A 26,197-nucleotide genomic window follows, 5' to 3' on the forward strand; every position below is an offset into this window, starting at 1 on the left:
TCTCTCCTTTAGATCAGTTTCCTAAATGTGTTCGCCAAAAGTCGACATTCCCCTGTTCAATCGTACAGGTTGTATTGATTGAACCAGACGAGGTAGCGATTCCATTTGCCCTAGATGAGAAAGTATCCAGGTTCTCATCCCATTTCATACATGCTACGCTAATGTAAAATAGGGAAATAATGTAACTTACTAGGGGGTTGTTTTATGAAACGGTTAGGACTACTTGGCTTAAGCGCGTTCTTGCTGACAGGCTGTACCGATCAAGCCGAGAAACCAATCGTCTCTCCTGATATGAACGAACAAGATGAAGAAGCGACGATCGAATGGACACGAGAAGATTTCAAAGACGTCTTTGACCAACACGAGACTGCCCAAGACTTGTTAGCAGCGCTCGAAACCCAAGGGCTAACACCGTTCCGGGAGACGTTCGAACGCGTCGTCATCGCCGGGGACGGGATCCATCATACATACGCCGATATTTATCCGTTCAAGCTCGACGACGGTACGTACGCGACCGTCTATGAGAATGAAGACGGTGAGATTGCCAACGGTCCCGAGTCGGTCGCACCGCTCTTTTGGCAAGAAGAGTCGTTCACGCAATTCGTTGAGGAGATTGAGAAGCGCAAATACGGGACGAGTGCCCCGCCGACCGACGTCACATTGACGCAAGACGAGTTTCAATCGATTTACGACCGCCATGCCTACACGTCAGCGCTCATCGTCGAGCTCGACGAATGGGGAGTTCAAGTCGCACGCGACCCAATCGAGAACGTCATCATTGCCGGGAACGGCGTCAAGGAAGTGACGGCCGACTTGATCGTCTTTGAGATCGAAAACGGCTACGCTATCGTCTACGACCAAGACGGTGAGATTTTGAAAGCACCGGAGTCGATCGCCCAGCTGTTTTGGAACGAAACGGATTATGAAAACCTGCTCGAGAAGAACGAGTGATCACGTACCGCGACGTTTCAAGTCCCGATACTCGAGGAACAAGTTAAGCCATTGGGCCGGTTTATCGGCTGACTCGGACGGATCATACCGATAGTTGGTCACATATACATGCCACGACAGCGCCCGATACACGCAACCGAGCTCTTCAGCGATCAACAAATGGCGCCATAGCACGTCCCGAGGCGCTACACCTTCCCACTCAGCCAAGTAGACGGTACGCATCTTCTGAATCTGTTCATACCATGCGACTTCATCGTCTTCTGGCAACAAGTCGTAGAGCGCGTTCCAAAACACACGGACGCTGAAGAACGGATGGGTGACGGTCGCATCGCCCCAATCGAGAATACATAAGTCATCCGTCTGTTTGCGCCAAAAGATGTTGCCGCCATGTAAGTCGCCGTGCTCGAGACTCATCGGCAGCCCAGTCGCGAGCTCGTCGCACATGGTGAGGAGTTCGTCTTGGAGCGCCAGCACCGCCTCTGCCTTATCTCGATCTAACCCCGTACATAACTCGGGTAAATACGTCCGTATCTCTTCTTTTAGACGAGCCGGACGCCGGTCCGGGATGCCGTAGGCCAAAAGCGTATCCATGTAATTCGCTTCTTTTCTCTGTAGTTTCGCATATTGACGCACAGCCGCTTCATACCGACTGTGCTTAGGGTATTCGCGAAGTGCATCCCCGCCGATGTCTCGCATAAGTAGCCAGTTGCGTGCCGCGTCAATGGCGATGACCTCCGGGACGAGTCCCGGATGCCGTTCGGCTAGATGCATCGACAGTTCAGCCTCGCCATCACTAATTGGCGTCACCGCCTTGGCGTAGTAACGGTCTGCTCCGTACTCTCCATACATCAAGTACGTCAAATCCGTATCTTTCACAACCCGCCACGTCACACCTGGCACATGGCCATCGAGCCAGCGTTCGAACTGTTCACGGTAAGACTCGTCACGCCATGGGATCGCACTCCTCACTGACCTCACTTCCTTTCACCACACTTCGTTTAGGAGGAAATAATATGGACGTTGTCTATTATTCATACCCGGTCGATGCGTTACTCTATATGTATTTAGGTGCGACGGCTGTCTTCAGCTTCATAATCGGCCTAGTCGTTCGCCGCGTGGCGAGACGTCCAGATATCAGCTTTTGGACGACGATCGTGCTCAGCTTTGTCGGACTATGTCTTTCACTCGGCTGGTTCCGTAACGCCTCGGTCACCGTATTTATGGGTACACTCCCGTGGCTCATCAATCTCGTGTTTTCCCTGTTTTTATACGCCCTGTATAGCGGTATCATTTATTTCATCTTCCGACCGCGAAAAATTGAGGCAACAAAATAACGTTATGCTATACTCAAACCAATAAACGACCACTAGGGGAGCCTTCGGGCTGAGACGGCAACTGCCGGACCCTTCGAACCTGATCTGGCTCATACCAGCGTAGGGAAGTGGCTTGGATACGTCTGTCTGTCCACGCCACTTTTCCACTTGGAGAAGTGGCGTTTTCATTTTGAAAGGAGACACTTCATGCGTATTCAACAACTCACTTGGATGGCGATGCTCATCGCCATCGCCATCATCGGCGCCCTGTTCATCTCCATCCCGACCGGTGTCGCCCGGGCCTATCCGGTGCAACATATGGTGAACGTCATCGCCGCCGTCACCGTCGGTCCGATTGGTGCCGTCCTCGTCGCGTTCGTGACCGGACTCGTCCGTGTCATGACCGGGACCGGGTCGTTGCTCGCCTTCCCAGGTGGTATGATCGGTGCCTTGCTTGCTGGACTATTTTACGTGCGGACGAACCGGGTCGCTTTCGCTGCGCTCGGTGAAGTCATCGGGACGGGCGTCATTGCCTCGTTCATCGCCGTCCCGTACGCGAAAATCTTAATGGGTTCTGAGTTTGGGGCGCTGTTCTTCTTCCCGGCCTTCCTTGCCTCGAGCGTGACCGGAGCCATCCTCGGCTGGATCGTCCTCGCCCGCGTCAAACAGTTGCGTCCACTTACGGTGAAGCGATAATTGAACAAGAATCACAAAAACAGGGACAGCCGACTTGTGACGGTTATCCCTGTTTTACGTGATACACCCAGATTTCTTCTCCGTTCGCTTCATCAATCAAGCCGCTGTCGACGAATCCGCCTTTCGCGTAAAATCGTTTCGCCGGTTCGTTCGTCGCATGCAGGCTGAGGACGATGTCATCGACATCAAATCGATCTTGCATCCACTCAATCGCAAGTTGCAAAAATGTTGACCCGATGCCTTTCCCTTGCTCATCCAGATCAATCATAAACCGGTCGAGCCAGACGTAACGCTCCGCCTTATTCTCGGCCCCAATCATCATAAAGCCGACCGGTTGATTGTTTCGACAGAGCGCGTAGCATGCCCACGCGTGCTTGACGTCGACGTCCATCTCCCGGAGCGATTCCGCGTTCGTTTCGATAAAGCGGGCCTGACCAGGTGCGACGGTCAAGGCGACGACCGCATCCAAGTTCGTCTCATCAATCGGTTGAATCGTCAACGCATCGGTAGCCATCGTTGTACCTCCTCCATGTCCTGCCCGCGTTTCGGCAAGATGTAGGCGCTGACCGACGAGTTATACAAATACACATAATCGGCTTCCTCGACGACTTCCTTGATGCCGCTCCATGAGACTTTCGTCTCCCCGAACGCATTTTTGTCACGAAGACCGTCTTCATCCAGATCCATCGTATGCGGGCCGATCATGCCTTCATTGCTTCGTTCTTGAATCATCCGCTTCGTCTGTTTTCGGATATGCCGTTCAAAATACTTCGGATAATACAGAAACCAGATGAGGCTGATGACGCCATACACCCCAAACAACCACCAGCTCGTATCTTGAAACAATGTCGCGAACGTCAAAGCGCCACCACTTAAAATGATGACGGGCCCGATGATGCGCTGCAGGAATAGCATCCTCTTTCCTATCTTTGAACGTCTAATATGACTCAAGTTGAAGTGAATGTAGTCTTCTTCCGTCAATTCGTATTGGATTTCCATATGTATCCCTCCTCGGTGTCGTATACGTCTTCGTTCAAGAAAAGTTCCGCTTCAGGCTCCTATTCGCTAAAATAAAAGCAAAGGAGTGACACGATGAAACAAATCCACCATCTCTGTATCCAAACGCCCGACTATGCGGCGTCAAAGCAATTTTATGAAACGCTCGGTTTTGAGCTCGTCCAAGAGTCAACCAACTTCCATACCCGGGCGTTCAACAGTTGGCTCAAGCTCGGCGACTTCTATATCGAACTCCAGACGGCGAAGACCGACGAGACGTTATCGCCGTATTCGAAACATGCGGCCGGACCCGTTCACTTCGCCTTGTACGTCGATGACCTTGAAGCGGAAGTCCGTCGGCTCGAGGCGCTCGGTGTCACGTTCTTGCCGAAACATGGCGGCAACATCTACTTCGTCGTCGACGGACATTTGAGCAAACTAAAAGCCCCGGAAGGCACGATCATCGAGCTTCGGGACACGTTTTTGATCAAGTGAGGCGCTCGCCTCGCTTTTTTTCGTCCGTATCGCACACCCCCATGTTTCCCGCCACTTGCGAACAGGTACATGAAAAAGAATACAACGTGTACGTACCGTTTGGAGGCTATTTATGAAATATCTTGATTATTGGAGTTATCTGTCACTATCACTTGCCAAACTATTTTTATTCAGCGTCTTGACCGCGAGTGCGTTCAACGTTCATTTTTTACTCGTCAACATCGGGATGATTCTCATGATGACGAGCTGGGCGTTGCTCGTGAAGACGAAAACACGGCGCTGGATTTTATTCGCCTCGCTGTTTCTACACAGTACACTCCTCATCTCCGACGTCTGGTATTATCGCTATTTCGGCAATCTGTTGTCGGTCGCGCTTTTGTCAGACGTTGGTCAGATGGGCGACGTCGGCGGCGGCTTCCTGACGTTGATTCAACCGACCGACTTTCTATTGTTCGTGGACCTGGTGCTTTATACCGCTGTCCTCGTCTATATGAGAAAAAGACCTGCGCAAGGCACAGGAAAAAATCGCCGGATCGCCGCTTCCGGTTTTGTCGTCGGCTTGACCGCCTTCGTCGTTCCGTTAACCGTCAGTCAGCCGAATGGTGATGAGCAAGCACCGATTTCGAACATGCGTGAATATTACGAGTACGGCTTTTGGGGGTATCACGGCCTCGACTTGTTCCGTGGCATCGGCGACCAACTCGGCTTCGGAGACGGCTTAACCGCACAAGAAGAGACGCGGCTCGGTACCTCGGCTCCAACCGACGTCGAGACAACGGCTGATACGAACGTCATCATGCTGCAGCTCGAGTCGTTCCAGACGTCGGTGATCGGACAGACGATCAACGGACAGGAACTGACACCGAACTTGAACGCGCTTCGTGACGAGATGTTGTACTTCCCGAACTTCTATCATCAGACGCACGAAGGCCGGACGTCGGATGCGGAATTCACGGTCAACACCTCGCTCTACCCGGTCAAATCCGGTTCGGTGTACACCCAGTACGGTGACCATACGTTTGACGCCTTACCTGAACGTTTGCGCCAAGCCGGCTATGATACGGCCGCGATGCATGCGTTCGACAAAACGTTTTGGAACCGCGACAACGTCTATGACAATATCGGCTTCAATCATTTTTTCAGCAAAGATGACTATCCGGAAGAACCTGTCATCGGCATGGCGCTTAACGACAAAGATTTCTTGACCACTTCCGTCGAAGCGATGGACACGTTAGCGGAACCGTTTTATGCGTTCATGGTCGCTTTGACGAGCCATACGCCATATGAGCTCCCAGAAGCTGAAAAACGATTGGACTTGACCGGTTATGACGACCCGCTGCTTCAAAACTATTACCATACCGTCCACTACGTCGACGCGGCCGTCGGGTTGATGGTCGATCAATTGAAGGCGAACGGGACGTGGAATAATTCGTTAGTCGTCTTTTATGGCGATCATGACAGCGGCCTGACCTCAGCAGGTGACGAGATGGCCGAGCAAGCGAACGCCGATTCGGCAGTCGAACTGTTTCAGCTCGACCGTTCTGTTCCGCTCTACATCAAACCAGCCAACTTGAACGAAGGTCGAACGATCGAAGCGAGCGGCGGTCAAACGGACATCGCCCCGACCATCCTAGAATTGCTCGGGATGGAGCCCGCCTACATGCTCGGCAGCCCGCTGCTCGACGACGAACCGAACTTGACCGTGTTCCGTAACGGGTCGTTCCGGTACGACACGCTCTACTATGTTCCAAACTTGACCGATCCCATCGGAAACGGGACGTGTTACGCGGTCGAGACAGGAGATGAGCTACCGCTCAGTCAATGTGAGCCTTTCATCGACGAAGCGGCCGAACAACTGCGTCTGTCCGATACGATCATCGAGAAAGACGCACTCTCCAAAACAAAACGCGAATAAAACCATGCCGCCCTGATTCGCTAAGGGCGGCATGGTTCGTTTCAATATACTTTCCGCAACTCGGTCAGATCGATCTTCTTCATCGGCAAGAACGCTGCCGTCACCCGTGCCAACTGTTCCGGCGTGCCGGTCGTCAGCATCTCTTCCATTTCCCACGGCACGATTTGCCAGGAGACGCCGTAGCGGTCCTGTAGCCACCCGCATTGTTCGGCTTCAGGTATAGACGATAGTTCATCCCAATACGCATCAATCTGTTCTTGTGTCTCACAAAACGCAATCAACGACTGCATCTCGTTGAAAGCGAACTGGTGATGCTCGGCACTGTCCATGACGATGAACTCACGTCCAGATAAGACGAAACGGGCGTAGTTCAACTTCCCTTCTAATTCTGGGCCATCGTCTTTATCGTAACGGATCAGCTGATCGTCGAGCACGTACGAGTCCGGGAACACTGTGACCCAATCGTCCATCGCCGCCTCGGCCCGGCCGAACGCCTCCCCGACGAACAACAGACACGGCGTCACCGTCTGGATGTCCATGCCGCCGTTGTGCATGATTTGCCAAGAGACGCCGTGCTTGTCTTTCAACCAGCCGTAACGTTCACTAAAGTCGTACGTGTCGAGCGGCGTGAGGACGTCAGCACCGTCCGATAACTTGTCCCACAGCGTATCGACTTCTTCTGACGTCGGGAGCGAGATCATATAGGAGAAGGACGGATTCCGCTCCTTCAAGTTACCGGCACCGAGCAGTTGAAAGAACTGACCAAAGAGTGAGACCGTGACGACCGTCGTCTCGCCAGGCGGAGTGTCGATAAGTTTCGTCGTATAGTCGACGAATGAATCCGGAAATATCGAGACGTACCAATCGGCAATCGCTTCGACGTCTTGTTCGAACCAAATACACGGAATAATCGGTTGCGTGATCATCGGACTGTCTCCTTTCAGACCTCTTGCAAACGGTACACGTCACGGACAGCGAGTAACGTCTCGGCAGCTTGCCGATACGCTTGATAGTGGCTTGAGTTGATATGATGGTCGAGCGCCGTCTCGTCCCGATACTTCTCGTAGAACACGAACGTACCCGGCGCATCGATCGACTCGTGTAACACGTAGGCGAGACACCCTTCTTCCTGCCGCGACGGCGGGATGACCTGATCGAGTGCTTGACGCAACTCACTCTCTTTACCCGGGTGAGCCTTTAAGATAGCTGTGATTGTAATTTCCATTGATCGTTCCTCCTCATCTTAGGACTGACGCAAAACTTTTCCCGTTTTAGAAGAGATGTATACGCAAATGGACACGCCTATTTTCAAGGCGTTCCATCGTTTAGACGAGTTCGTTCGCAATCTCGTTCAATTCTGCAATCTGATCTTTCAACGAAGCCAACGCCTGTTGCTGCGACGTCGTCAACACATGCACGTCTTGACCGTTCTCTTCGAGAGCTGTCATCAGTGCTGACATTTGGCCCGTTACTTGATGGACTTTGTTCAGTTCTGATGCGACGACTTGGAGCTGGGTCGATGTCTCATCTACCGTGCTCGCTACCGTCCCTGTCGTTTGAATCATGGAGAGAATCGACGTCCCGCTCTTACGTACTTGTTCTTCCTGCGTCGACAAACGTTCTGTACTGCCATCGATTGCCCGTTCCGTCACTTGTACCTCTTGCATGACGAGTTGGATAATATCATTGATTTGAGATGAGGCTTGGGCGGTTTGAGCCGACAAATTTCGAATCTCGGACGCAACGACGGCAAACCCTTTCCCGTGCTCACCCGCTCGCGCCGCTTCAATTGAAGCATTGAGCGACAGGAGGTTCGTCTGAGATGAAATCTGCTGAATCGTCCCCGTGATGGTCCGTACTTCTTGGAAGCGCTCCGCCAACCCTTTAAACGCATGATTGACTTCACCGATACTTAAGTTCAGTTCAGCGAGCGACCGTTCTGTCGAGTCCATGTTTTCATGCGAGACGTGAGCGTCCTGCAAGACGCCACTCACTTGAGACGTTGTCTCCTGGAGCTGCTGCTGCATTCGTTCAAACGCCTGTACAGTTGAATGGATTTGTGAAGCGACAGTTTGAATAAGACCTGCCTGTTCAGATGTCCGTTTCGTCATCGAACTGATTTGTTCCGTCACCTGTTCTGAAGCATTTGTGACTGACTCGACTGAATCATTCATCGTGAAGACAGCTCCGTGAAGCGTAGTCGCACTCGCTGTCGTTTTCGCCATTGTCAGCTCGATTTCCCCTGCATGTTGTTCTGCTTTCTCTTGCTGCGCGAACGTCTCATGCAACAACTTTGCGCCAAAGAATGACACAAAGTACGCGCCAGACAAAGCCATTGTGAGCACCGTGAACCAAATGACGAGGTCGAGCGGCGTTGCAAATGAAAAGCGCCCGGTTAACACAGCTACGACCGAGACGATCAGCGCGAGCATGCTACCGTACAGTACAAGATGCCGATTCAAGTAGATCAACGTCAATACGATGTAAAGAAAGACGACATTTTGAATCGCCACACCTGGTAGCGTCAAGATAATCGCTGAAGCCGAAATGTACATCAATGTGACGAGCCCATACTTCAACCAAGCATGCTCTACATAGAAGCGATGGCCGAGCCATGATCCAATCTGAATGACACTCCCCACCACAATAAAACTGACTGCGTCTTGTCCGGCGAGCTCCCCGATCCAGTACAAAACACCCATAATCGGATAAGAGAGGAAAAATAAAACGATCAACATACGCGATACTAACAACGAACTTATTTTCTCAAAATGATTCACCATGATTGTTGCCTTCTTTCAGTAGAATAGAGATCTACACTATACTTCGGTGCATTTTTTCCAATATGAAGTTTGTTTTTCGCTATTTTTCTTACATTGACTAAACAAATAAAAACTGTCCCTCAAATTGTCATTTGTACTTAACAATTGAGGGACAGTTTAATTGAATGACGTCTTGTTTAGTCATTTATTCTTTCGTTTGAACGGCCACCAGACACCGTCTCCGAACGATACGGTGATCGCCGGGATGAGAAGTGGCAGCACGATCAACCCGTACAACAACAGACCGGTGATGACGATCGTCGCGATCTGGACGAGGCTGAGTACACCAGACGGAATCATCGCCCCGAACGTCCCGGCGAGGATGACGGCCGCCGTCATGATGACCGTCCCCATCTTCGTCATGGCGTGGACGAGCGCGTCACGTACCGTCATCCCGTTAATCGATTCTTCACGGAACCGATCGAGTAGGAAGATCGAGTAGTCAATGCCGAGCGCGATCAACATGACGAACCCGAAGAACGGTACGGCCCAGCTGATGCCGTCATAACCGAGCCCTTCAACGAAGATGAGCTCCGTGATCGCCGCTGACGTGTAGTACGTGAGCAACAGTGACCCGATCATATAGAGCGGCATGATCATCGAACGGAATAGTACCGTCAAAACGACGAACAGCGTCACGAGCATGATGGCGACGGTCCGATTGAAGTCGTTTGTCGATGTCTCGTTTAAATCGCTGTTAATGCTTGAAATCCCGGCGTAACCGATGGTCGCGTCATCAAACGGGGTGTCCGTGACGACACGTTCCATCGTCTGTTTCAACGTTTCGACCGTATCGATCGCTTCCGGCGAGTACGGATCCATATCAAGGATGACCTCGAGTTGTGTCGCCGTCCCCTCGTCGAACACGTAACGTTCGACGGCCGGGGCGAACTCATCTGACGTGAGCGTTCCTTCCGGTAAATAGACGCCCGTATCACGCAGGTTGTCCGCTTCACTGAGTGCCGAGAGGAACGCCACCGCGTCGCCAAGACCGGTTTCGATTTGCGCGAGCCCAGCGTTCGCTTCACCGACACCAGTCGCGAGTTGGCCGAGTCCCGATCCGAGCTCACCGACTTGCGCACCTTGCGCCGTCAACACAGACGCTGCTTCATTGATACCCGCCTCGATCTGACTAAGACCACCAGACACTTGCTGCAGTTGCGCCACGGTCGCCGGGATGTTTTGCGTTGCCGTGAGACCTTGTCCGATCAAACCGAGTTGGGCGTTCAGTTGGCCGAGTCCCGCCGCCGCTTCTGCGAGCGGCGCCCCGGCGTTCGTCGTACCAGCCGGCAGTTGACTGACGACCGCGTCTAGACCGGTCTCGACTTGAGCGAGCCCGTCTTGCACATCACCGAGACCGGTCTCTGCCTCGGCAAGCCCTGAACTCACTTGTTCGAGTTGCGTATCGACATAAAAATCATCGATGACGTCACCGGTCGGACGTGTGATCGAACGGACACCGCTCACACCATCGACTTTTTCTAATTCGCTCGCGAACTTCTCGATGTACGAAATATCCGACTCGGTCAGTTCCGACTCTTGTTTCAAGATAATTTGAACCGGGAGCGATTCGCCTTGCCCGAACCCTTCCGAGATCAAATTGAGACCGCGCACCGAGTCATAATCGTCACCGATCTCATCGACCGTATTGAACGACCGGGCATCGTCGTACGTGAACAACACCGGCACGGTGATCAGTGCGACGACAAGGATCGAGACGAACGGACGATTGACCGAGATGCGGCTGAATCCGGCCCACAGCTTGCTGTCGTGATGCTCGCCTGCTTTTTTCGACGGCCAGAACAAGCGATTCTTGAGCGTCGCCATAAAGAACGGCACAACCGTGAACAAGATAAGCAACAAGACGGCAATCCCGACCGCGACCGCGACGGCCGACTTGAAGATAGGAAAATCGGCAAATCCGATCGCGGCGAAGCCGACGAATACGGCGAGACCACTAATGAGCACCGTCCGCCCAGCCGTCTTATACGTGTTGACGATGGCGTCCTCGATCGCGTGCCCGGCGCTGAGTTCTTCTTTATACCGGCTAAGAAGCAGGATGCAGTAGTCGGTCCCAATCCCGAACAAAATCGCCACGAGGAAAATTTGTGTGTAGTTCGAGACCGGGAAACCGAACCAGTCGACGAAGAACGCGACGAACGATTGGCTGAGGAGATAGGTGAACCCGACCGCGATCAACGGAATGAACGGGGTCACGATTGAACGGAACACGAGCAAGAGCAGTCCGAAGATCAACACGACCGTGATGATCTCGGTCTTCTTCAACCCTTCCTGCGCACTCAAGTTCACATCGTTGTTGATGATTTCTTCACCTGTGATGTAGACGGTCTCGTCTGTCGGGAGGATGTTCTCGCGGACATCGTCCGCGAAAGCGTTGATGTCCTCCATCGATCCTTCGACCGTGATCGGGACGAGGACGATACGTTCATCTTCCGAGACGAGTTGTGCCTCCGTCTCGGCGTTCTCGAACGGGTCGAGCACATCTTTGACGACCGTATCATTTTGTTCCAGCTCGTCGATTACCCGGGCAATATCGGCCCGTTCGGCATCTCCGAGCGCTTCAAATTCATAGACGAGCGAAATCGTCTTATCGCTTTTGCCCGCAGCATTCAAGATGTCTTGCGCGCGTTGCGAGTCCATGTCTTCAGACAGTTGGAAACTTCCCGCCTGTTCTGCCTGTTCGGTCAAGTTTGGTGCCGCGACGAACAAGGCCGCCGTCAACACGACGAGACCGATCAAGATGCCGAAGCGCCATTGAATAATTTTGCGCACGTGTTATTCCTCCCCAATTCGAAGCAGCTCTTTGATTTTCCGGAACGTCCGGACGAACTGTTCGATCTCTGCCTCATCTATTTTCCCGTCGAGTAGTGACTCGACATAATGGTAGACGGCCGTATCTGCCTGTTCGACGACGTGGTGTCCCGCCGCTGTCAGTTCGATCAACCGTTCGCGTTGGTCTTGCCCGCGTCGACTGACGACGAGCTGTTTCTCAACGAGTTTTTTTAAGCGGTTTGAAACGGCGCTCTTATGCACACCTTGTTTCATCGCCAACTGACCTGCTTGAATCGGGCCGAACTGTTCGAGCAGTTTTAATAGTTGGAGCTGTTCACGCGAATACTCGCGCCAAACGTCGCCTTCCATCGCCTCAATGACATGTTCCGCTCCGTGGAACATGACTTCTTCAAATAGTTGGACGGCCTCCCGCATCAATTCTTTCATTTTGGTTTACCCCCTAAACTAGTTAGAGATAGTTTATGCCCTAAACTAGATGAGGTCAAATAAAAAGACCGATGAAGTAGGCGCTTCATCGGTCCATTTCGTAAACGTATGTGTAAAAAGATAAGAATCGTCCTTCCCATTCAATCTGATGTATTTCATCTTCACGAGAAAAGCCAGAACGCATCAAGACGTGTTGGGACGCCTTGTTATCTGTCGTCGTCTTGGCAATCAATCGTGTGAATCGAGGAAGGTTAAGCGTAAGTAATTGCTGAAGAGCTGCGGTGGCATATCCACGACCTACATAGTCCCCACCGATTCGATAGCCGATTTCCCCGGTCTCGAAATTGACATGATGGACGTTGAGACGCCCCACGATGGACTCACCATGCCAAATCAAATAATAATATCCATCCCCGTTCACTTGTTCGGCCAACAAATGTTCTAACGTCTGACGAAATGCTTCAGGTTCATAGTACGCGTCTCCACGGCTCGGGACGTAACGTTCGAAATAGGGTCGGTTCTCACATTCAAACGTGTACAATGCGATTTCGTCCTGTATGCGCAACGGTTTCAGACTCACCCGATTCACGTAATTAACGCCTCCTTTCTCAAAATCGTATCGTCGTGATCAAAAAAACCTTCCGCAGAAGGTTTAGGACCGCATCGCTGCCGCAACGCGGAGACCCGAGACGTACGCACTTTCAAACCGGGTCCGCCCTGAAGCATCGTCCGGCTCGAGAAAGACGTCGCCCGCCAAGTAAATCGGTGCGTCGTTCAATTTATAGTACGGCTCGTGCCAAACGTCTGTCGCCTGGGCGTAGCGCCACCGCTTCAACTGTCTCGACTGAATCGGTGCGTCTCCGGTCACAGTTGTTAGCAACCGCTCGATTTCTAGAAGCGTGTCTTCAGCAGGACGCTCATACCAAGCTTCACTCCACGCCTCATCCATGTAGACGCTGACGAGTTCTGACGTCGAGATGCCTTTTTGACGGTTATTGATGATTTTCAACAGACCAGGTGCCAAGTCCGTATCGATAATCCCGTCCGCACCGATTTGGGTGTCGCCCGCGAACTCGAACAACCCGACGAACGTCGGGGCGTAAGTCAGCTCACGCAACGACTCAGCCACCTGACTCGATAAGTCAGCGAGCAGCTCGAACGTCTGTGGGAGCGGTGACGTGATGAGGAGAAGGTCATAGTGGCGCGTCGCCACATCTGTCGTGACGATGACCGTCCCACTCTCCATACTGACCGCCTCGACCCGCTCGTTCAATTGGACGGTCAAGCCGTCTGCCAACTGTTTGGCGAGCGCGTTCATGCCGTCACGGGCGATGTACCGCGGATACGGGTCGGCGTACCAGACGCTTACCCAGTCCCGCTCGACCCAATCGGCGACCGCCTGTTTAAGCGCTTCCCCGCGTACGGTGAAATAGACGGCCCCGTGATCGGCTTTCCCGGCCCCGATCCGTCGGGTCGCCAAGCGTCCACCGACGCTCTGGCTCTTCTCAATCAGTTCAACCGTATGTCCTTGCCGGACGAGTTCCCGTGCTGCGACAATCCCACTAAGTCCTGCCCCAATGATTCCAATATTCATGTGCATTCCCCCTCTTTTAGGAAGATTGTATCACGAGTCAGCGTGTCACATCAGACTCGATGCGCTTCATGCCGAGCGGTTCCACTGCTCGTCATACGCCCGACGTGCGTCTTCATACATGACCGCAAACCGACTGACGATGAACGGACGAATGAGTGACGTCGCGACAAGAAAAATCCATGAGCCGAGAACGACCAATTCGAGCTGTATGTAAAAAATCCAACCGACTAAATACATCGGGATAAACGGCAAAATTAGTTTGAACGCATCCCATTTTTGTCCGCGCATCAAATCCCTTGATTTCGTAATTGCCTCTGTAATGGAAAGGTCCGGCTCGTCGCGCAAGATGAAATACGTGAATGCATACGAGAAGTACTTCACGATGCCAGGTACGACCAACAATAGTGTCCATAAGACTTGGAACAACATGACGAGAAGCGTCGCAAGCAGGTGCTTCCCGTAGCGGTGACGAAACGGAGCGAAGACGTCACTCAATCGAACTGTCTGGCCTCGTACCGTCTCTAACATAATCCAGTTGTATCCGACGATAACTGGGTAGAGGGCTATGTAAAATAAGATACCACCAAGACTAAGGACGGTCAGCGCAACAGATTCTATCGCCAAGCCGTAATAGGTCGTGTCTACCATCAATCCTATCTCTAATAGAACCGAGCACGCGAACGACCAGATGAGCAACATCCCCGTCTTCCCTTTTAACGCAGTATGCGCTCGCTCATTCCATGTGTGAACTATATTGTTTCCTCTTTTCATTCGTGTTTCCTGTCTTATACGTAACGCGACATGAAATGTTTCAAACTCCATAGAAAAACAGGGCATCGCCCTGTTTTTAGTCTTCTCGTCACTCTTTCGGTTCTAATTCATTTTCAGTCACCCATTTATGATTCGTCACTTCTTCTCCGTCTTGCAACATGAAGTTGACCATATACACGGTCGTTTGTTCACTGGAGTCGATCGTCGCGGTCGCGCCGTCCATGCCTTCCATATGATCGGCCTGAAGCGTCACCTCGGTCCCATCAGCAAGCGGGGCCGGTTCGGATGTATCGAGTTCTTCATGAATCACCCATTTGTGATTCTCGACCGGTTCCCCGCCATCTGTCGGTGTATACGTGACCGCGTAAGCTGTAGTCTCATAAGCACCGACGATTTTCGCTTCCGCGCCTTCCATCTCAAGCATATGGTCCGCAGTCAACACGGCCATCGAATCAATCGGATACGTCGGGTCTGCCGCTTCTTCTAACTCGGCAGGCACCTCACCCGATCCCGAATGGTCCATCGCGCCATGCTCCTCTTCTTCCTCTGCGATTTGTTCTTCTGTCACGTCAATCGCTTGGTCTTCTTCTGTCGTATCACCGCAGGCGGCGAGTGACGTCGCGAGCAACATGGCACCAAGTGTCGTCGCCCATTTCTTTTGTTTCATCGAATCGCTCCCCTCATTTGTGCCGTCTCATATTTACTGTACCCTGATTGCGCTCGGACAAGACATTTGTAGCGGATTCGTTATCTAACTGAAAAAACCGTCCTCGAACGAATCGAGGCACGGTCTTCGAATTAGTGGTGCTTAATCCTTCTTAAAAAATAGAGCATCGGTAATAGCAACAGTGCTGACACCCCGAGCCCCCCTTGAATCGACGTATATAGGGCGACGAGGCCGATGAGTGGACCGCCGGCGACTTGGCCGAACGCATCGACTTGACCGAACATCGACAAAATCGTCGCCCGGCCCTTGGACGGGAGCCGCTCGTTCGTCATGACGCTCATGAGCGGATAATGCACGTTCCGAAGCGCGGCAATCGTCCAATACAACAAGACGGCCACAAAGAATTGTCCGACCCATGCGAACGCAAGCATCGTGAGGATGAGCAAAACGTTGAACCAAAACAATGTCGTCGCGTAGCGTCCTTTGATGTACGTCTCGACACCTTTGAGGACGAGCATGTTCAGTAAAAACGCAACGGCATAAAACAGGCCGAACCAATAGATGGCCGCTTGTTCTGACAACCGAAACGTATCGATCAAATGAGCGCCCCACAACCGGTCGAACCCTTCGCTCGCGAGTCCCCAGACGAGCGTGATGGCGGCCAACCCAACGAGGATCGTATTGCCGCGGATATGGGCGTAGCCTTCTGCTACCGTCCGCTTCGCCTGAAGCAGATTTGAGGTGCCAGCTCGGGTGATCGGCTCAAACCTCGTTTCCGGGATTACTTTCCAGATGAGGAGCGCGAGTCCTATTAACAAACCTCCAGCGACGACAATCGTCGTTTGCACGGACGTCATTTCTGCGAATAGCACCGCTATCCCAATCCCGATAAAGCGACCGAGTGAACTGTACTGAGCGCCTCGTAAAAACACCTGTTCTAACTCCTGGTTCCCCATCTCATCGGCAATCCACGCCTGCTCGGCCCCGCTGATGAACGTCCAACCGATTCCCCACAGTGAAGAGGCGATTGCGATGGCCCAAAACTCTGGGATGCCGCCTTCTAACAAGTGGGCGGCCCCGATCAAACCGGTGCCGATGACAATCGACCGTTTGCGGCCGTACAAATCCGCGACGAGTCCCGTCGGCAGTTCGAACAGGAAAATCGATACTTCTAAAATCGTGCCAATCAAGACGAGCTGCAGCGCGTTAAGCTCGGCGGTCGTCACGTAATAGATGGCGTTCAGCGTGAATACCATCTGGATGACAAGTGAGCGCGAACTCGTGACCATGTAATACAGTTGTTGAATCTTCAATTGGGTAGTCCTCCGATATGATTGTTCCAATACGGTGAATCATCGGAGGAGGTGGGCCAACTTATGAACGCACTTCCTCCGGCAGGATGAATGTTTTAAATGTTTGGATTCGCATGGCGTTCTCTCCTTAGTCGTTTATAAACTCAGTATATCAAGCCGGTTGACGCAACGTAAATCACAAAAAAAGGCCAAGATCTCGAAAGATCTTGGCCTACTCTTTATTCTACAGTTACTGACTTCGCCAAGTTACGTGGCTTGTCGACATCACAGTCACGCGCGAGTGCAGCGTAATATGAGATGAGTTGAAGCGGGAGTACTGTTACGAGTGGTGTGAGCAACGGCTCGACACGCGGCAAGACGAATGAATCACTCTCGTGTTCCATGCCTTCCATCGAGATCGTACAGGCAACTGCGCCACGAGCGACAACTTCCTTGATGTTTCCACGAATGTTGAGGTGCGTGTTCGGTTGCGAGACGAGCGTGATGACCGGTGTGCCGTCTTCGATCAACGCGATCGGTCCGTGCTTGAGCTCACCGCCTGGGTAGCCTTCCGCTTGGATATACGAGATCTCTTTCAGCTTGAGCGCGCCTTCAAGACCAACGTATGAGTCCATCCCACGACCGAGGAAGAACGCGTTACGTGATTCTTTCAAGAACTTTTCAGCCAACTGCTCAAAGATTTCTTTTTGAGCCATGACCGAGTCCATGATCGTCGCGATGCGAGCGAGTTCCGTCATGAGGTCGAACGGAAGCTTCTTCCCGTTCGCACGAGCGATGTCGTAAGCGAGGATCGCCAGCACGGCGATTTGCGCCGTGTAAGCTTTCGTCGATGCGACCGCGATCTCAGGGCCAGCATGGAGGAGCATCGTCTCATTCGCTTCACGCGACAGCGTTGAACCGGCAACGTTCGTGAGTGTGAGCGCTTTGTAGCCGCGCTTCTTCACTTCGACGAGGACGGCACGGCTGTCGGCCGTCTCACCTGATTGTGAGATGAAGAGGAACAATGGTTTCTCCGTGAGGAGCGGCATGTTGTAACCGAATTCTGACGCGACGTGCACTTCTGTCGGCACACCAGCGACACGCTCGATCAATTGCTTGCCGACGAGACCAGCATGGTAACTCGTTCCACAAGCGACGATGTAGATGCGGTCGGCTTCCGAGACGAGCGAACGGACGCCTTCTGTGAGCTCGATGTCGCCATTGTCGTTCTGGTAGTGTTGGATGATGTTGCGGATGACGGCCGGTTGCTCGTCCATCTCCTTCAACATGTAGTGCGCGTACGTGCCCTTCTCGATGTCTGACGCATCGATCTCGGCCGTGTACGGCGCGCGCTCGAGCACGTCGCCGTCGAGCGTCTTGATCGTCGCCGACTCACGTGTCAAGATGACGATCTCGCCGTCGTGGAGCTCGAGGTACTGGTCCGTCACTTGGAGCATCGCCATCGCGTCCGACGCGACGACGTTGAACGTGCCATCACCAAGTCCGACGAGGAGCGGCGACTTGTTCTTACCGATATAGAGGCGTTCGCGGTCCTCTGAGTCGATCATCGCGATCGCGTACGAGCCGTGGAGCTCTGAGAGCGTCTTGCGGAACGCCAATTCGACGTCACCAAGCTCGACGAAGTTCTTCTCCATCAATTGAACGATGACTTCCGTGTCCGTCTCTGAGAGGAACGGCACGTCAAGCGTCGCCTTGATCTGCTCGTCGTTCTCGATGACGCCGTTGTGGACGAGCGTAAAGCGGCCCGTCGTGCTCTGGTGCGGGTGGGCGTTCGGTACGCTCGGTACCCCGTGTGTCGCCCAACGTGTGTGGCCGATTCCGATCAATCCGTCTACTTCTGCTGGGACGACTTCGCGTAGCGCAGCGATGCGACCGACTTCCTTATGAACGTTGACGTTATCGTGCATCAACGCAAGACCTGCCGAGTCATAACCGCGGTACTCGAGTTTCTCTAAACCTTTGAGAAGGATTTCCTTCGCTCCGGTATTCCCAATCATTCCTACAATTCCACACATACAAAAATCTCCTCTATATTCGATTTCTCGAAAAAGGAAACGGGCTTTTTCAAAGAGCTGTCAATGCGCTCCCCTTTGGCCGTCCGGTCACCCGGACGTTTTGAGGGATTGCTTTTAGTCGTGACAGGCGACTAGGAGGCATCCGCCGAAATCTCGATAACCTCCAACCTCGTCAACTCATAAAGAGTTCTGGCGCTTTCTCGTACTTTGTGCCCCTCCGTTTCTAAGGTCACGCTCTTAATAGTACAAATCACACCCCCATCCGTCAAGAAAATCAAATGATTTCACAGTGACAAAACGGAAACAAAAAGGGAACCCAAAATTGGATTCCCTTGTGTTATTCCCTGTTTCGACAAAATTATCCTTCAACACCGTAATCTTCACGGACGACTTGAGCGATTTGTTCGACGTAACGGTCGCATTCTTCCTTCGTCGGCGCTTCAGCCATCACTCGAACGAGTGGCTCTGTACCTGATGCCCGGACGAGAATACGCCCGTTTCCGTTCATTTCAGCTTCCGCTTCTTGAATCGTTGTGAGCACGCGCTCCCCTGTCATCGCATCCTGTTTATTCGTGACGCGAATGTTGACGAGCGTTTGTGGATAGACCGGCATTTCAGCTGCTAGTTCAGACAGCTTGCGTCCTGTCGTCTTCACGATTTGTGCGAGTTGGACACCCGAGAGCATCCCGTCGCCCGTCGTCGAGTAATCGAGGAAGATGAGATGACCCGACTGCTCGCCACCGAGCGTGTAGTTATGCTTCTTCATCTCTTCGACGACGTAACGGTCACCAACAGCTGTTTGAAGAGCCGTCATACCTGCGTCTTCGACTGCTTTGTGGAAGCCAAGGTTACTCATGACTGTCGCGACAATCGTATTGTCTTTCAAACGACCTTTTTCGCTCAAGTATTTTCCGCAAATGTACATGATTTTATCGCCGTCGACGATGTCGCCGTTCTCATCGATCGCGATCAAGCGGTCTCCGTCTCCGTCAAACGCAAGGCCCATGTCCGCTCCCTTTTCGCGAACGAATTGTGCCAAGTGTTCCGGATGTGTCGAGCCGACGCCTTCGTTAATGTTCAACCCGTTCGGCGAGTTCCCGATTGTCGAGACGTTCGCTTCAAGGTCAGCGAACAAGCGAGCCGCAAGGCCGCTCGTCGCGCCATGGGCACAGTCGAGGGCGATATGGAGACCATCGAGGTCCTCATCAACCGTCTGTTTCAAGAGTTGAAGGTACTTTTGTGCCCCTTCATAGTAGTCCGAGACGAATCCGAGATCTTTCCCTGTCGGACGCGGGAGTGTATCTTCCGCCGCGTCGAGAATCGTTTCGATCTCTGCTTCGGTCGCATCATCGAGCTTGAAACCGTCGCTACCGAAGAATTTGATGCCGTTGTCGGCAACCGGGTTATGTGAAGCTGAGATCATGACACCTGCTGTCGCGTCAAGCGACTTCGTCAAGTAAGCCACACCTGGTGTCGAGATGACACCGAGACGCATCACTTCCGCTCCGATTGACAAAAGACCTGCGATCAGTGCGCCTTCGAGCATATGACCTGAAATGCGTGTGTCACGCCCGATCAATACTTTCGGCTGTTCACCGGCTGGCAAGTGCTTCGATAACACGTAACCACCAATGCGTCCTAAACGATAAGCTAGTTCTGCTGTCAATTCTGAGTTCGCGACACCGCGGACCCCATCTGTTCCAAAATATTTACCCATATATTCGTTTCCTCACTTTTGTATGATTGAACGTCTCATTGAAGCGAAGACGTTTCGGTTTGGTCTTCGACGCTCGTTAACTCGACGTCGATTGTTTTCGGCGAGACGACCGTCGCGCCTTTCGGTACTTCATAGTCTACATCGACCCCATGCAAACCACTCGGCAGACCCGTCAAATCTAGTGTCACACTGATGCTGTTCGACGTCACGCTCTCAAGGAGTGATCGTTTACCTGACAATGTGACGCTGACGACTTCCGGTGCTTGAAGCGTATAGTTCGTCCGATCATAGCCTCTGACCGTGACAGGCACGGTTAAACGGATGCGTTCCGTCAATTCCCCGGTATCATCTCGCGTTTGATCATCCGCTCGGACGAGTAGCTGGACTTCCACTTGTTCGGCAGCGAGCGATGATGCGCCTTCCGGCAGGACAAGCTTCGCTGTCACTTTCCCCGTCTGATCGACGCCATCAAGGTCAATCGGCTCGGTCTCAACACGGTCTAGTGCATCGAGCACTTCGCGCGGTGCGAAAACACGGACTTCTGTTTCCTCTAACAACGTGTCAACGAGCCTGAATTTATCGGCAACTTCGCCGGTCGTGACAGCTTCAATCGGGAACACGGCACTTTGTTCATAGACAGGAACCGTGACGTTGATGATATTCGGTTCGACCGTCACGTTAAGCGGGTTTCCGTTCGCGTCTAAAATCGTCGGCGGCACCTCACGCGTGAACGTCTGATTTTGATTCGCCACATCGACGTTCAATGTGATTTCTTTTACGTTTTGAATCCGGCTTTCGCCACCAGACACTTTTACAGTCGCCGGTTCGATCTCTGCTTCTCCGACCACATACCCTTCCGGCAACTGGTCTTTATTTAACAAGTTGACCGAAACGGGCACTTCAACTGTCTGTTTGCGATCGATGTAAATTTCAACAGTGTCCCGCTCAAGCTTTACGTTGACGTCACCGCCGAAACCTCGTGCTTCCACCGGGACACGATGGAACCCAGTACCGAGGTTCGTTAAATCGACGAACACTTGATAATCTTTCACCAATTTTGTCATCGTCAAACTACTCGATGGACCTTGCAGCTCAACGTTCATCTCTTCCGGAACGTTGTACGCGACGTATTGTACTTCATCGAAAAATACTTCGACAGGAACGTCAAGCGACATCGAGCTTTGCCCGACAATCGGCAATGCATTTGTTGAATTGGTCGACGAGCTCGTCTCGGCGACCATAAAATAAAGAAGGATGGCCAAAGCAAGTGCGATGATGCGGAGAAACCATTTATGTTGTAACCACTGATCAATCACTTACTTGTCCCCCCCTTTTTTATTAAAGAACGAGAGTGTCGTCTCTTTTTCTTCAATAACAAGTTCTTGGATCAACTTGTTGCGAAGTGCCTCCTCGTCTAGCTCGCGGTATAAACGTCCAGCAATCGCTAGAGATACCGCACCCGTCTCTTCTGAAACGGTGAGCGTCACGCTATCGGTCACTTCACTGACCCCGATCGCGGCCCGGTGTCTCGTCCCGAGCGCCTTATCGATGTGCGGGCTTTCCGAGAGCGGTAAATAACAAGCCGCCGCTGCAATTTTCCCGTCTTGGATAATCATCGCCCCATCGTGAAGCGGTGTATTCGGAATAAATAAATTGATGATCAGTTGTGACGTGATGTGCGAGTCCATCCGGATACCGGTTTCAACGTATTCGTTCAATCCGGTATCTCGTTCAATCGCGATCAACGCCCCAATTCGACGTTTCGACATGTACTGTGCCGAACTGACAATCGCTTCGATCATTTGTCGTTGCTTGTCCTCATCGCTCGTGCTCGTACGACCGAACAAATTGCTCGTTCGCCCTAAGTGCTCAAGCCCACGTCGAAGTTCTGGTTGGAAGATGATGATGATCCCAAGCAAACCATACGTGATCACTTGGTTCAGCAAGAACTGTAACGTCTTTAAACCAAAAAATCCGCTGAGGAACCAGCTGACGAGGATGATTGAAATCCCTTTTATCAGTTGGACCGCTTTTGTCCCACGGACGATCATCATCAGTTTATAGATGACGTACGTGACGACGACAATATCTAAAACGTCATTCAAATAATCGTACCAATGTACGTTCTCTGAAAGACTAAAAAATGATAAGATTGAAACCTTTTCAAGTAGCGGCAAATGCTCCCCTCCTCAACTACCTAGCCAATTCGTGCAAGTTTCATTATATCATATTTCCCAAACGACGCATCGTTAGATGACAAAACGAAACCAGATTGAAACGAATGAAAAAAGACGCCCTGAGGCGCCTCTCTTAAAGTATTTGTTTGATGGAGTACCAAACCCACTCAAAAATCTGCTCGATTTGTTCGAGCTCTCCGGTCACTTCACCCGCACTGGCCAAATAGGCTCGGCCGTGCACGGCTGTCGCATTGCCGTTGACGGTACCTTCGATCCGCAGGTCCCCACCTTGGACCGTAATGTCACGATCGACGATGACGTCTTTCGGTACGACGACCTCGTTCGCTGTGACAACGATTCCAGGTACTTTCGTGTACGTCATGGTTTCGGTAGACCCGTTCCATAAACCGAGTGTCGCGCTCGACATTAAACTAAAGAATAGTAAGGCCGCGACGAGTCCTGGATGCTTCCGGAACCAAGTCATCTGTTTCGAATGCGGTTTTCTCCGTGGCCGTGGACGGTCTTCAAGACGCACGACCGGTGTCGCCGGCGGAGACGTTTTCGCTTCAGGAATGGCCGCCATCACGCGCGCCGTAAAATCGTCTGATAGCTTAGGACGTGGAAGTGCTTTAAGTTCGGCATCTATTCGTTCGTACTGAAGGTACGCCTCGTATAAGGATTCGTCCTCTAGTAATTGACGTAATTCGTCAGATTCTTCGGGCAGGATGCCATCTTCCAAGTATTGTTGCAGTTTCTCTTCAGGAGTCAATTGAACCCCTCCCTGTTTTGAAAGATTGTTTTTAACATTTCTCTTCCCCGGAAGATCCTTGTTTTAACCGTTGCGACCGGCATATCGATCATGACGCTAATTTCTTTGAGCGACAAATCGTCCACATACTTGAGCAGTAACGGGATACGATATTTGTCCGGCAGTTGCTGGATTGCCTCATGCATTTCGCCTCGAATCTCGCGGTGAACGACTTGGGCGTCGGGTTGGGGGGCATCATCGGCCAAATGGTCTTGATAGGTGAGACCATCCGTGCCAGCGATTTCGGCATCCATCGAGTACTCCGGCTTTCGCTTTCGGAGACGGTCGATGGCGACGTTCGTGGCGATCCGATACAACCATGTCTTGAACTTATACTGCGGATCATACGTATCAATCCGGGTATATGCACGAATGAACGTCTCTTGGGCAGCATCCTCGGCTTCGCCACGATCGTATAAAATCTTAAAGGCGACGGCAAAGACACCATCCTTGTACAGTTCTACCAGCTCAGCAAACGAATCGTGATTCCCCGACCTTAATTCGTCTACTAAACGGGTGGTCAGCCGTTCCATCAATCCACTTCCCCTCTCCGCAACCTATGCGGTCAATACATTATACGTTCAGTTGTCTGATCAGGTTTCACATCACACAAAAAAAAGTTTCCAAACCCATTGTAACAAACGGATTTGGAAACTGTAAGGCGATTAGACTGTTTTGCTTTCCAGTAACAGGTTTTCTTTGGATTTCAAAATCGTTTCGCATAAACTGAAGGCGAGTTGAGCGGTTGTATCCTCTTGGTCAAGTGCAGGGTTCAATTCGACGAGCTCGATCGCAATCAACTCGTCGGCTTTCATCGCTTCCGCCAAAATTGCTTTCCCTTCCTCTGCCGTCAAACCGCCGTCGACCGGGGTCCCTGTTCCGGGGACGAGTCGAGCGTCCAAACTGTCCATATCAAAGCTTAGATAGAAGCGATCGACACGGTCACGTAAATACTCGATCGTTTCAGCCATGATTGTCTCGACGCCACGTGTCCGAACTTCTTCGACCGTCACGACCTTGATTCCAAGCTGCTTAATCGCTCGCATCTCTCCCTCATCAATATCACGTAAAGCGATGTACACTAGATGTTCTGACGCAAGCTTTGGTTCACGCCCACCGACTTCCGTCAATCGGATGTCACCTAGACCCATCGCAGCGGCAAGCGGCATCCCGTGGATATTGCCTGACGGTGATGTTTCCCCCGTATTCAAATCAGCATGGGCATCGACCCAAATCACTCCGTACGGTCCGGTTTTGGCGAGCCCAGCGAGTGTCCCGATTGCCATGCTGTGATCGCCCCCAACGATCAACGGGAATCGATTTGCTTCAATATCGGCAGCGACGACGTCTGCCAGCTCATTGACCGTATACAAGACGCCGTCTACGCGCTTTAAATGTTCTTCATTCACTTGAATTTCTGACTCTGGCAAGACACGAATCGTTTGTTGTAGCGTCCCTGTTGGCAGTAACGCCTCGATTCCGAGTGTTCGCAATTTAGTTGGACCTTGGTCGACTCCGTGTTTCCCCTGTCCGTAACGGAGTGGTACTTCAATATATGACCATTGCATAGCCATTCCCCCTTGAGCAATTAATACCTACATTGTAAACGCTACCAAATGTGTGGTTCAACTTAACACGCCGGTGAATAAACATGCAAAAAGGCAGCCTGAATGGTGGCAGGCTGCCTTTCTCTGTACTCTTAAGTGAATGGTTTCATGGATTTAGGCAAAAAAAAACTTAAGTCGTAAGTAACTTAAGAAAAAAACAAGTGGTGGAGCCTAGCGGGATCGAACCGCTGACCTCCTGCGTGCAAGGCAGGCGCTCTCCCAGCTGAGCTAAGGCCCCGTTACAGGGAATAAATATGGAGCGGAAGACGGGATTCGAACCCGCGACCCCGACCTTGGCAAGGTCGTATTCTACCACTGAACTACTTCCGCGAAAAAAATGGTGAGCCATGCAGGGCTCGAACCTGCGACCCTCTGATTAAAAGTCAGATGCTCTACCAACTGAGCTAATGGCTCAAACCTGGTGGGGGGGGGCGGATTCGAACCGCCGAACCCGAGGGAGCGGATTTACAGTCCGCCGCGTTTAGCCACTTCGCTACCCCCCCAAGGAGTGCCGGCGAAAGGATTTGAACCCTCGACCCTCTGATTACAAGTCAGATGCTCTACCAACTGAGCTACACCGGCATATATGGTTTGATTGGTTAATTAAAATGGTGGAGGATGACGGGATCGAACCGCCGACCCCCTGCTTGTAAGGCAGGTGCTCTCCCAGCTGAGCTAATCCTCCAAAATGGTGACCCGTACGGGAATCGAACCCGTGTTACCGCCGTGAAAGGGCGGTGTCTTAACCGCTTGACCAACGGGCCTTATTGGCTCCGCAAGTAGGATTTGAACCTACGACCTACCGGTTAACAGCCGGTTGCTCTACCACTGAGCTATTGCGGAACGATCTTGCCTGGCAACGTCCTATCCTCACAGGGGGAGACCCCCAACTACTTTCGGCGCTGAAGCGCTTAACTTCCGTGTTCGGCATGGGAACGGGTGTGGCCGCTTCGCTATCGCCACCAGACAAGGGAATTGTTCCCTGAAAACTGAAGACTCATCAAGTTCAAACCGTTTCTAGATCAAAGCCTCGACCGATTAGTATCATTCAGCTCCACACGTCGCCGTGCTTCCACCCATGACCTATCTACCTCATCGTC

General features: G+C 52.1%; 25 protein-coding genes, 8 tRNA genes, 1 rRNA gene and 1 riboswitch. Of the genes, 5 read left to right on the forward strand and 29 right to left on the reverse strand.

Annotated features, from left to right (window positions below; translation table 11 throughout):
* The first annotated feature begins 204 nt into the window (after positions 1 to 204).
* Complete coding sequence (locus BJU60_RS13325; RefSeq protein ID WP_070329299.1) at positions 205 to 951, forward strand: hypothetical protein; 747 nt, start codon at positions 205 to 207, stop codon at positions 949 to 951.
* On the opposite strand, the gene BJU60_RS13330 is transcribed toward BJU60_RS13325, so the two are convergent.
* The gene (locus tag BJU60_RS13330) at positions 952 to 1,920 is read right to left on the reverse strand and encodes an aminoglycoside phosphotransferase family protein (RefSeq protein WP_070329300.1); all 969 of its coding nucleotides are present in this window, start codon (positions 1,918 to 1,920) and stop codon (positions 952 to 954) included. It abuts the gene before it with no gap.
* Positions 1,921 to 1,964: 44 nt separating this feature from the next.
* Here BJU60_RS13330 and BJU60_RS13335 point away from each other — a divergent pair, with 44 nt between their 5' ends.
* Together BJU60_RS13335 and thiW are read left to right on the forward strand one after the other, a co-directional pair.
* A complete protein-coding gene (locus tag BJU60_RS13335) occupies positions 1,965 to 2,285 on the forward strand; it encodes a hypothetical protein (RefSeq protein ID WP_070329301.1) in 321 nt (106 codons plus the stop codon).
* A 24-nt stretch (positions 2,286 to 2,309) separates the two neighbouring features.
* A riboswitch (TPP riboswitch) is annotated at positions 2,310 to 2,408 on the forward strand.
* Between the two features lie 63 nt (positions 2,409 to 2,471).
* Positions 2,472 to 2,960, forward strand: coding sequence for an energy coupling factor transporter S component ThiW (gene thiW, locus BJU60_RS13340; protein ID WP_070329302.1), 489 nt, complete (start codon positions 2,472 to 2,474; stop codon positions 2,958 to 2,960).
* A 43-nt stretch (positions 2,961 to 3,003) separates the two neighbouring features.
* Here thiW and BJU60_RS13345 read toward each other — a convergent pair whose 3' ends face one another.
* Positions 3,004 to 3,474 (reverse strand): GNAT family N-acetyltransferase, encoded by a 471-nt coding sequence (locus tag BJU60_RS13345; RefSeq protein WP_083274152.1) that lies wholly within the window; start codon positions 3,472 to 3,474, stop codon positions 3,004 to 3,006.
* Positions 3,456 to 3,959, reverse strand: a complete 504-nt coding sequence (locus BJU60_RS13350) for a YcxB family protein (RefSeq protein ID WP_070329303.1) — start codon at positions 3,957 to 3,959, stop codon at positions 3,456 to 3,458. Before BJU60_RS13350 ends, BJU60_RS13345 begins: the two co-directional genes overlap by 19 nt.
* Positions 3,960 to 4,052: 93 nt before the next feature.
* Between BJU60_RS13350 and BJU60_RS13355 the strand changes: the two genes are divergently transcribed.
* Together BJU60_RS13355 and BJU60_RS13360 are read left to right on the forward strand one after the other, a co-directional pair.
* Positions 4,053 to 4,451: a VOC family protein gene (locus BJU60_RS13355; protein WP_070329304.1), complete on the forward strand. Its 399-nt coding sequence runs from the start codon at positions 4,053 to 4,055 to the stop codon at positions 4,449 to 4,451.
* Positions 4,452 to 4,563: 112 nt separating this feature from the next.
* Positions 4,564 to 6,366 carry an LTA synthase family protein gene (locus BJU60_RS13360; RefSeq protein ID WP_070329305.1) on the forward strand — a complete coding sequence of 601 codons (1,803 nt, stop codon included), beginning with the start codon at positions 4,564 to 4,566 and terminating at the stop codon, positions 6,364 to 6,366.
* Between the two features lie 41 nt (positions 6,367 to 6,407).
* Here BJU60_RS13360 and BJU60_RS13365 read toward each other — a convergent pair whose 3' ends face one another.
* From BJU60_RS13365 to rrf, 26 genes are all read right to left on the reverse strand, one after another.
* Positions 6,408 to 7,292, reverse strand: a complete 885-nt coding sequence (locus BJU60_RS13365; protein ID WP_070329306.1) for a VOC family protein — start codon at positions 7,290 to 7,292, stop codon at positions 6,408 to 6,410.
* A gap of 14 nt (positions 7,293 to 7,306) precedes the next feature.
* Positions 7,307 to 7,591 carry a putative quinol monooxygenase gene (locus BJU60_RS13370; RefSeq protein ID WP_070329307.1) on the reverse strand — a complete coding sequence of 95 codons (285 nt, stop codon included), beginning with the start codon at positions 7,589 to 7,591 and terminating at the stop codon, positions 7,307 to 7,309.
* A 100-nt stretch (positions 7,592 to 7,691) separates the two neighbouring features.
* A complete protein-coding gene (locus BJU60_RS13375; RefSeq protein ID WP_070329308.1) occupies positions 7,692 to 9,149 on the reverse strand; it encodes a methyl-accepting chemotaxis protein in 1,458 nt (485 codons plus the stop codon).
* Between the two features lie 180 nt (positions 9,150 to 9,329).
* Positions 9,330 to 11,981: an MMPL family transporter gene (locus tag BJU60_RS13380; protein ID WP_070329309.1), complete on the reverse strand. Its 2,652-nt coding sequence runs from the start codon at positions 11,979 to 11,981 to the stop codon at positions 9,330 to 9,332.
* Between the two features lie 3 nt (positions 11,982 to 11,984).
* Complete coding sequence (locus BJU60_RS13385) at positions 11,985 to 12,428, reverse strand: MarR family winged helix-turn-helix transcriptional regulator (RefSeq protein WP_070329310.1); 444 nt, start codon at positions 12,426 to 12,428, stop codon at positions 11,985 to 11,987.
* A gap of 85 nt (positions 12,429 to 12,513) precedes the next feature.
* A complete protein-coding gene (locus BJU60_RS13390; RefSeq protein ID WP_083274153.1) occupies positions 12,514 to 13,017 on the reverse strand; it encodes a GNAT family N-acetyltransferase in 504 nt (167 codons plus the stop codon).
* Positions 13,018 to 13,080: 63 nt separating this feature from the next.
* Positions 13,081 to 14,022, reverse strand: a complete 942-nt coding sequence (locus tag BJU60_RS13395) for an NAD(P)/FAD-dependent oxidoreductase (RefSeq protein WP_070329311.1) — start codon at positions 14,020 to 14,022, stop codon at positions 13,081 to 13,083.
* A 66-nt stretch (positions 14,023 to 14,088) separates the two neighbouring features.
* Positions 14,089 to 14,721 (reverse strand): DUF975 family protein, encoded by a 633-nt coding sequence (locus BJU60_RS13400; RefSeq protein WP_254281705.1) that lies wholly within the window; start codon positions 14,719 to 14,721, stop codon positions 14,089 to 14,091.
* 160 nt (positions 14,722 to 14,881) lie between these two features.
* Positions 14,882 to 15,460 carry a YdhK family protein gene (locus tag BJU60_RS13405; protein WP_070329312.1) on the reverse strand — a complete coding sequence of 193 codons (579 nt, stop codon included), beginning with the start codon at positions 15,458 to 15,460 and terminating at the stop codon, positions 14,882 to 14,884.
* Between the two features lie 131 nt (positions 15,461 to 15,591).
* The gene (locus BJU60_RS13410) at positions 15,592 to 16,773 is read right to left on the reverse strand and encodes an MFS transporter (protein WP_070329313.1); all 1,182 of its coding nucleotides are present in this window, start codon (positions 16,771 to 16,773) and stop codon (positions 15,592 to 15,594) included.
* A 218-nt stretch (positions 16,774 to 16,991) separates the two neighbouring features.
* Positions 16,992 to 18,788: a glutamine--fructose-6-phosphate transaminase (isomerizing) gene (gene glmS, locus BJU60_RS13415; RefSeq protein ID WP_070329314.1), complete on the reverse strand. Its 1,797-nt coding sequence runs from the start codon at positions 18,786 to 18,788 to the stop codon at positions 16,992 to 16,994.
* A gap of 358 nt (positions 18,789 to 19,146) precedes the next feature.
* Positions 19,147 to 20,505 (reverse strand): phosphoglucosamine mutase, encoded by a 1,359-nt coding sequence (glmM, locus tag BJU60_RS13420; protein ID WP_070329315.1) that lies wholly within the window; start codon positions 20,503 to 20,505, stop codon positions 19,147 to 19,149.
* A 35-nt stretch (positions 20,506 to 20,540) separates the two neighbouring features.
* The gene (locus BJU60_RS13425; RefSeq protein WP_070329316.1) at positions 20,541 to 21,821 is read right to left on the reverse strand and encodes a CdaR family protein; all 1,281 of its coding nucleotides are present in this window, start codon (positions 21,819 to 21,821) and stop codon (positions 20,541 to 20,543) included.
* Entirely contained in the window at positions 21,822 to 22,682 is an 861-nt protein-coding gene (cdaA, locus tag BJU60_RS13430; RefSeq protein ID WP_016508862.1) for a diadenylate cyclase CdaA, read from the reverse strand.
* Positions 22,683 to 22,815: 133 nt separating this feature from the next.
* Entirely contained in the window at positions 22,816 to 23,451 is a 636-nt protein-coding gene (locus tag BJU60_RS13435; RefSeq protein WP_070329317.1) for a polymer-forming cytoskeletal protein, read from the reverse strand.
* Positions 23,448 to 24,023, reverse strand: a complete 576-nt coding sequence (gene sigW / locus BJU60_RS13440; protein WP_070329318.1) for an RNA polymerase sigma factor SigW — start codon at positions 24,021 to 24,023, stop codon at positions 23,448 to 23,450. Before sigW ends, BJU60_RS13435 begins: the two co-directional genes overlap by 4 nt.
* A 132-nt stretch (positions 24,024 to 24,155) precedes the next feature.
* Positions 24,156 to 25,058, reverse strand: coding sequence for an arginase (gene rocF / locus BJU60_RS13445; RefSeq protein WP_083274155.1), 903 nt, complete (start codon positions 25,056 to 25,058; stop codon positions 24,156 to 24,158).
* A 201-nt stretch (positions 25,059 to 25,259) separates the two neighbouring features.
* Positions 25,260 to 25,335, reverse strand: a tRNA-Ala gene (locus tag BJU60_RS13450).
* Between the two features lie 17 nt (positions 25,336 to 25,352).
* Positions 25,353 to 25,427: transfer RNA gene (locus BJU60_RS13455), tRNA-Gly, on the reverse strand.
* An 8-nt stretch (positions 25,428 to 25,435) separates the two neighbouring features.
* Positions 25,436 to 25,511, reverse strand: a tRNA-Lys gene (locus BJU60_RS13460).
* A gap of 5 nt (positions 25,512 to 25,516) precedes the next feature.
* Positions 25,517 to 25,600: transfer RNA gene (locus BJU60_RS13465), tRNA-Tyr, on the reverse strand.
* Positions 25,601 to 25,606: 6 nt separating this feature from the next.
* Positions 25,607 to 25,679 (reverse strand) — tRNA-Thr (locus tag BJU60_RS13470).
* A 27-nt stretch (positions 25,680 to 25,706) separates the two neighbouring features.
* Positions 25,707 to 25,782, reverse strand: a tRNA-Val gene (locus BJU60_RS13475).
* A gap of 4 nt (positions 25,783 to 25,786) precedes the next feature.
* A tRNA-Glu gene (locus BJU60_RS13480) sits at positions 25,787 to 25,861 on the reverse strand.
* 4 nt (positions 25,862 to 25,865) lie between these two features.
* Positions 25,866 to 25,940, reverse strand: a tRNA-Asn gene (locus tag BJU60_RS13485).
* A gap of 8 nt (positions 25,941 to 25,948) precedes the next feature.
* Positions 25,949 to 26,064, reverse strand: a 5S ribosomal RNA gene (gene rrf / locus BJU60_RS13490).
* Between the last annotated feature and the right edge of the window lie 133 nt (positions 26,065 to 26,197).

Origin of the sequence: Exiguobacterium aurantiacum (genome assembly GCF_001766415.1) — a bacterium.
Lineage (GTDB): Bacteria > Bacillota > Bacilli > Exiguobacteriales > Exiguobacteriaceae > Exiguobacterium > Exiguobacterium aurantiacum_A.

What these genes read in the sequence shown, in the direction of transcription:
- BJU60_RS13325 (WP_070329299.1), top strand. Translation starts at nt 205, where the DNA reads ATGAAACGGTTAGGACTACTTGGCTTAAGCGCGTTCTTGCTGACAGGC.
- BJU60_RS13335 (WP_070329301.1), top strand. Translation starts at nt 1,965, where the DNA reads ATGGACGTTGTCTATTATTCATACCCGGTCGATGCGTTACTCTATATG.
- thiW (WP_070329302.1), top strand. Translation starts at nt 2,472, where the DNA reads ATGCGTATTCAACAACTCACTTGGATGGCGATGCTCATCGCCATCGCC.
- BJU60_RS13345 (WP_083274152.1), bottom strand. Translation starts at nt 3,474, where the DNA reads ATGGCTACCGATGCGTTGACGATTCAACCGATTGATGAGACGAACTTG.
- BJU60_RS13350 (WP_070329303.1), bottom strand. Translation starts at nt 3,959, where the DNA reads ATGGAAATCCAATACGAATTGACGGAAGAAGACTACATTCACTTCAAC.
- BJU60_RS13355 (WP_070329304.1), top strand. Translation starts at nt 4,053, where the DNA reads ATGAAACAAATCCACCATCTCTGTATCCAAACGCCCGACTATGCGGCG.
- BJU60_RS13360 (WP_070329305.1), top strand. Translation starts at nt 4,564, where the DNA reads ATGAAATATCTTGATTATTGGAGTTATCTGTCACTATCACTTGCCAAA.
- BJU60_RS13365 (WP_070329306.1), bottom strand. Translation starts at nt 7,292, where the DNA reads ATGATCACGCAACCGATTATTCCGTGTATTTGGTTCGAACAAGACGTC.
- BJU60_RS13370 (WP_070329307.1), bottom strand. Translation starts at nt 7,591, where the DNA reads ATGGAAATTACAATCACAGCTATCTTAAAGGCTCACCCGGGTAAAGAG.
- BJU60_RS13375 (WP_070329308.1), bottom strand. Translation starts at nt 9,149, where the DNA reads ATGGTGAATCATTTTGAGAAAATAAGTTCGTTGTTAGTATCGCGTATG.
- BJU60_RS13385 (WP_070329310.1), bottom strand. Translation starts at nt 12,428, where the DNA reads ATGAAAGAATTGATGCGGGAGGCCGTCCAACTATTTGAAGAAGTCATG.
- BJU60_RS13395 (WP_070329311.1), bottom strand. Translation starts at nt 14,022, where the DNA reads ATGAATATTGGAATCATTGGGGCAGGACTTAGTGGGATTGTCGCAGCA.
- BJU60_RS13400 (WP_254281705.1), bottom strand. Translation starts at nt 14,721, where the DNA reads ATGTTGCTCATCTGGTCGTTCGCGTGCTCGGTTCTATTAGAGATAGGA.
- BJU60_RS13405 (WP_070329312.1), bottom strand. Translation starts at nt 15,460, where the DNA reads ATGAAACAAAAGAAATGGGCGACGACACTTGGTGCCATGTTGCTCGCG.
- glmS (WP_070329314.1), bottom strand. Translation starts at nt 18,788, where the DNA reads ATGTGTGGAATTGTAGGAATGATTGGGAATACCGGAGCGAAGGAAATC.
- glmM (WP_070329315.1), bottom strand. Translation starts at nt 20,505, where the DNA reads ATGGGTAAATATTTTGGAACAGATGGGGTCCGCGGTGTCGCGAACTCA.
- sigW (WP_070329318.1), bottom strand. Translation starts at nt 24,023, where the DNA reads ATGGAACGGCTGACCACCCGTTTAGTAGACGAATTAAGGTCGGGGAAT.
- rocF (WP_083274155.1), bottom strand. Translation starts at nt 25,058, where the DNA reads ATGCAATGGTCATATATTGAAGTACCACTCCGTTACGGACAGGGGAAA.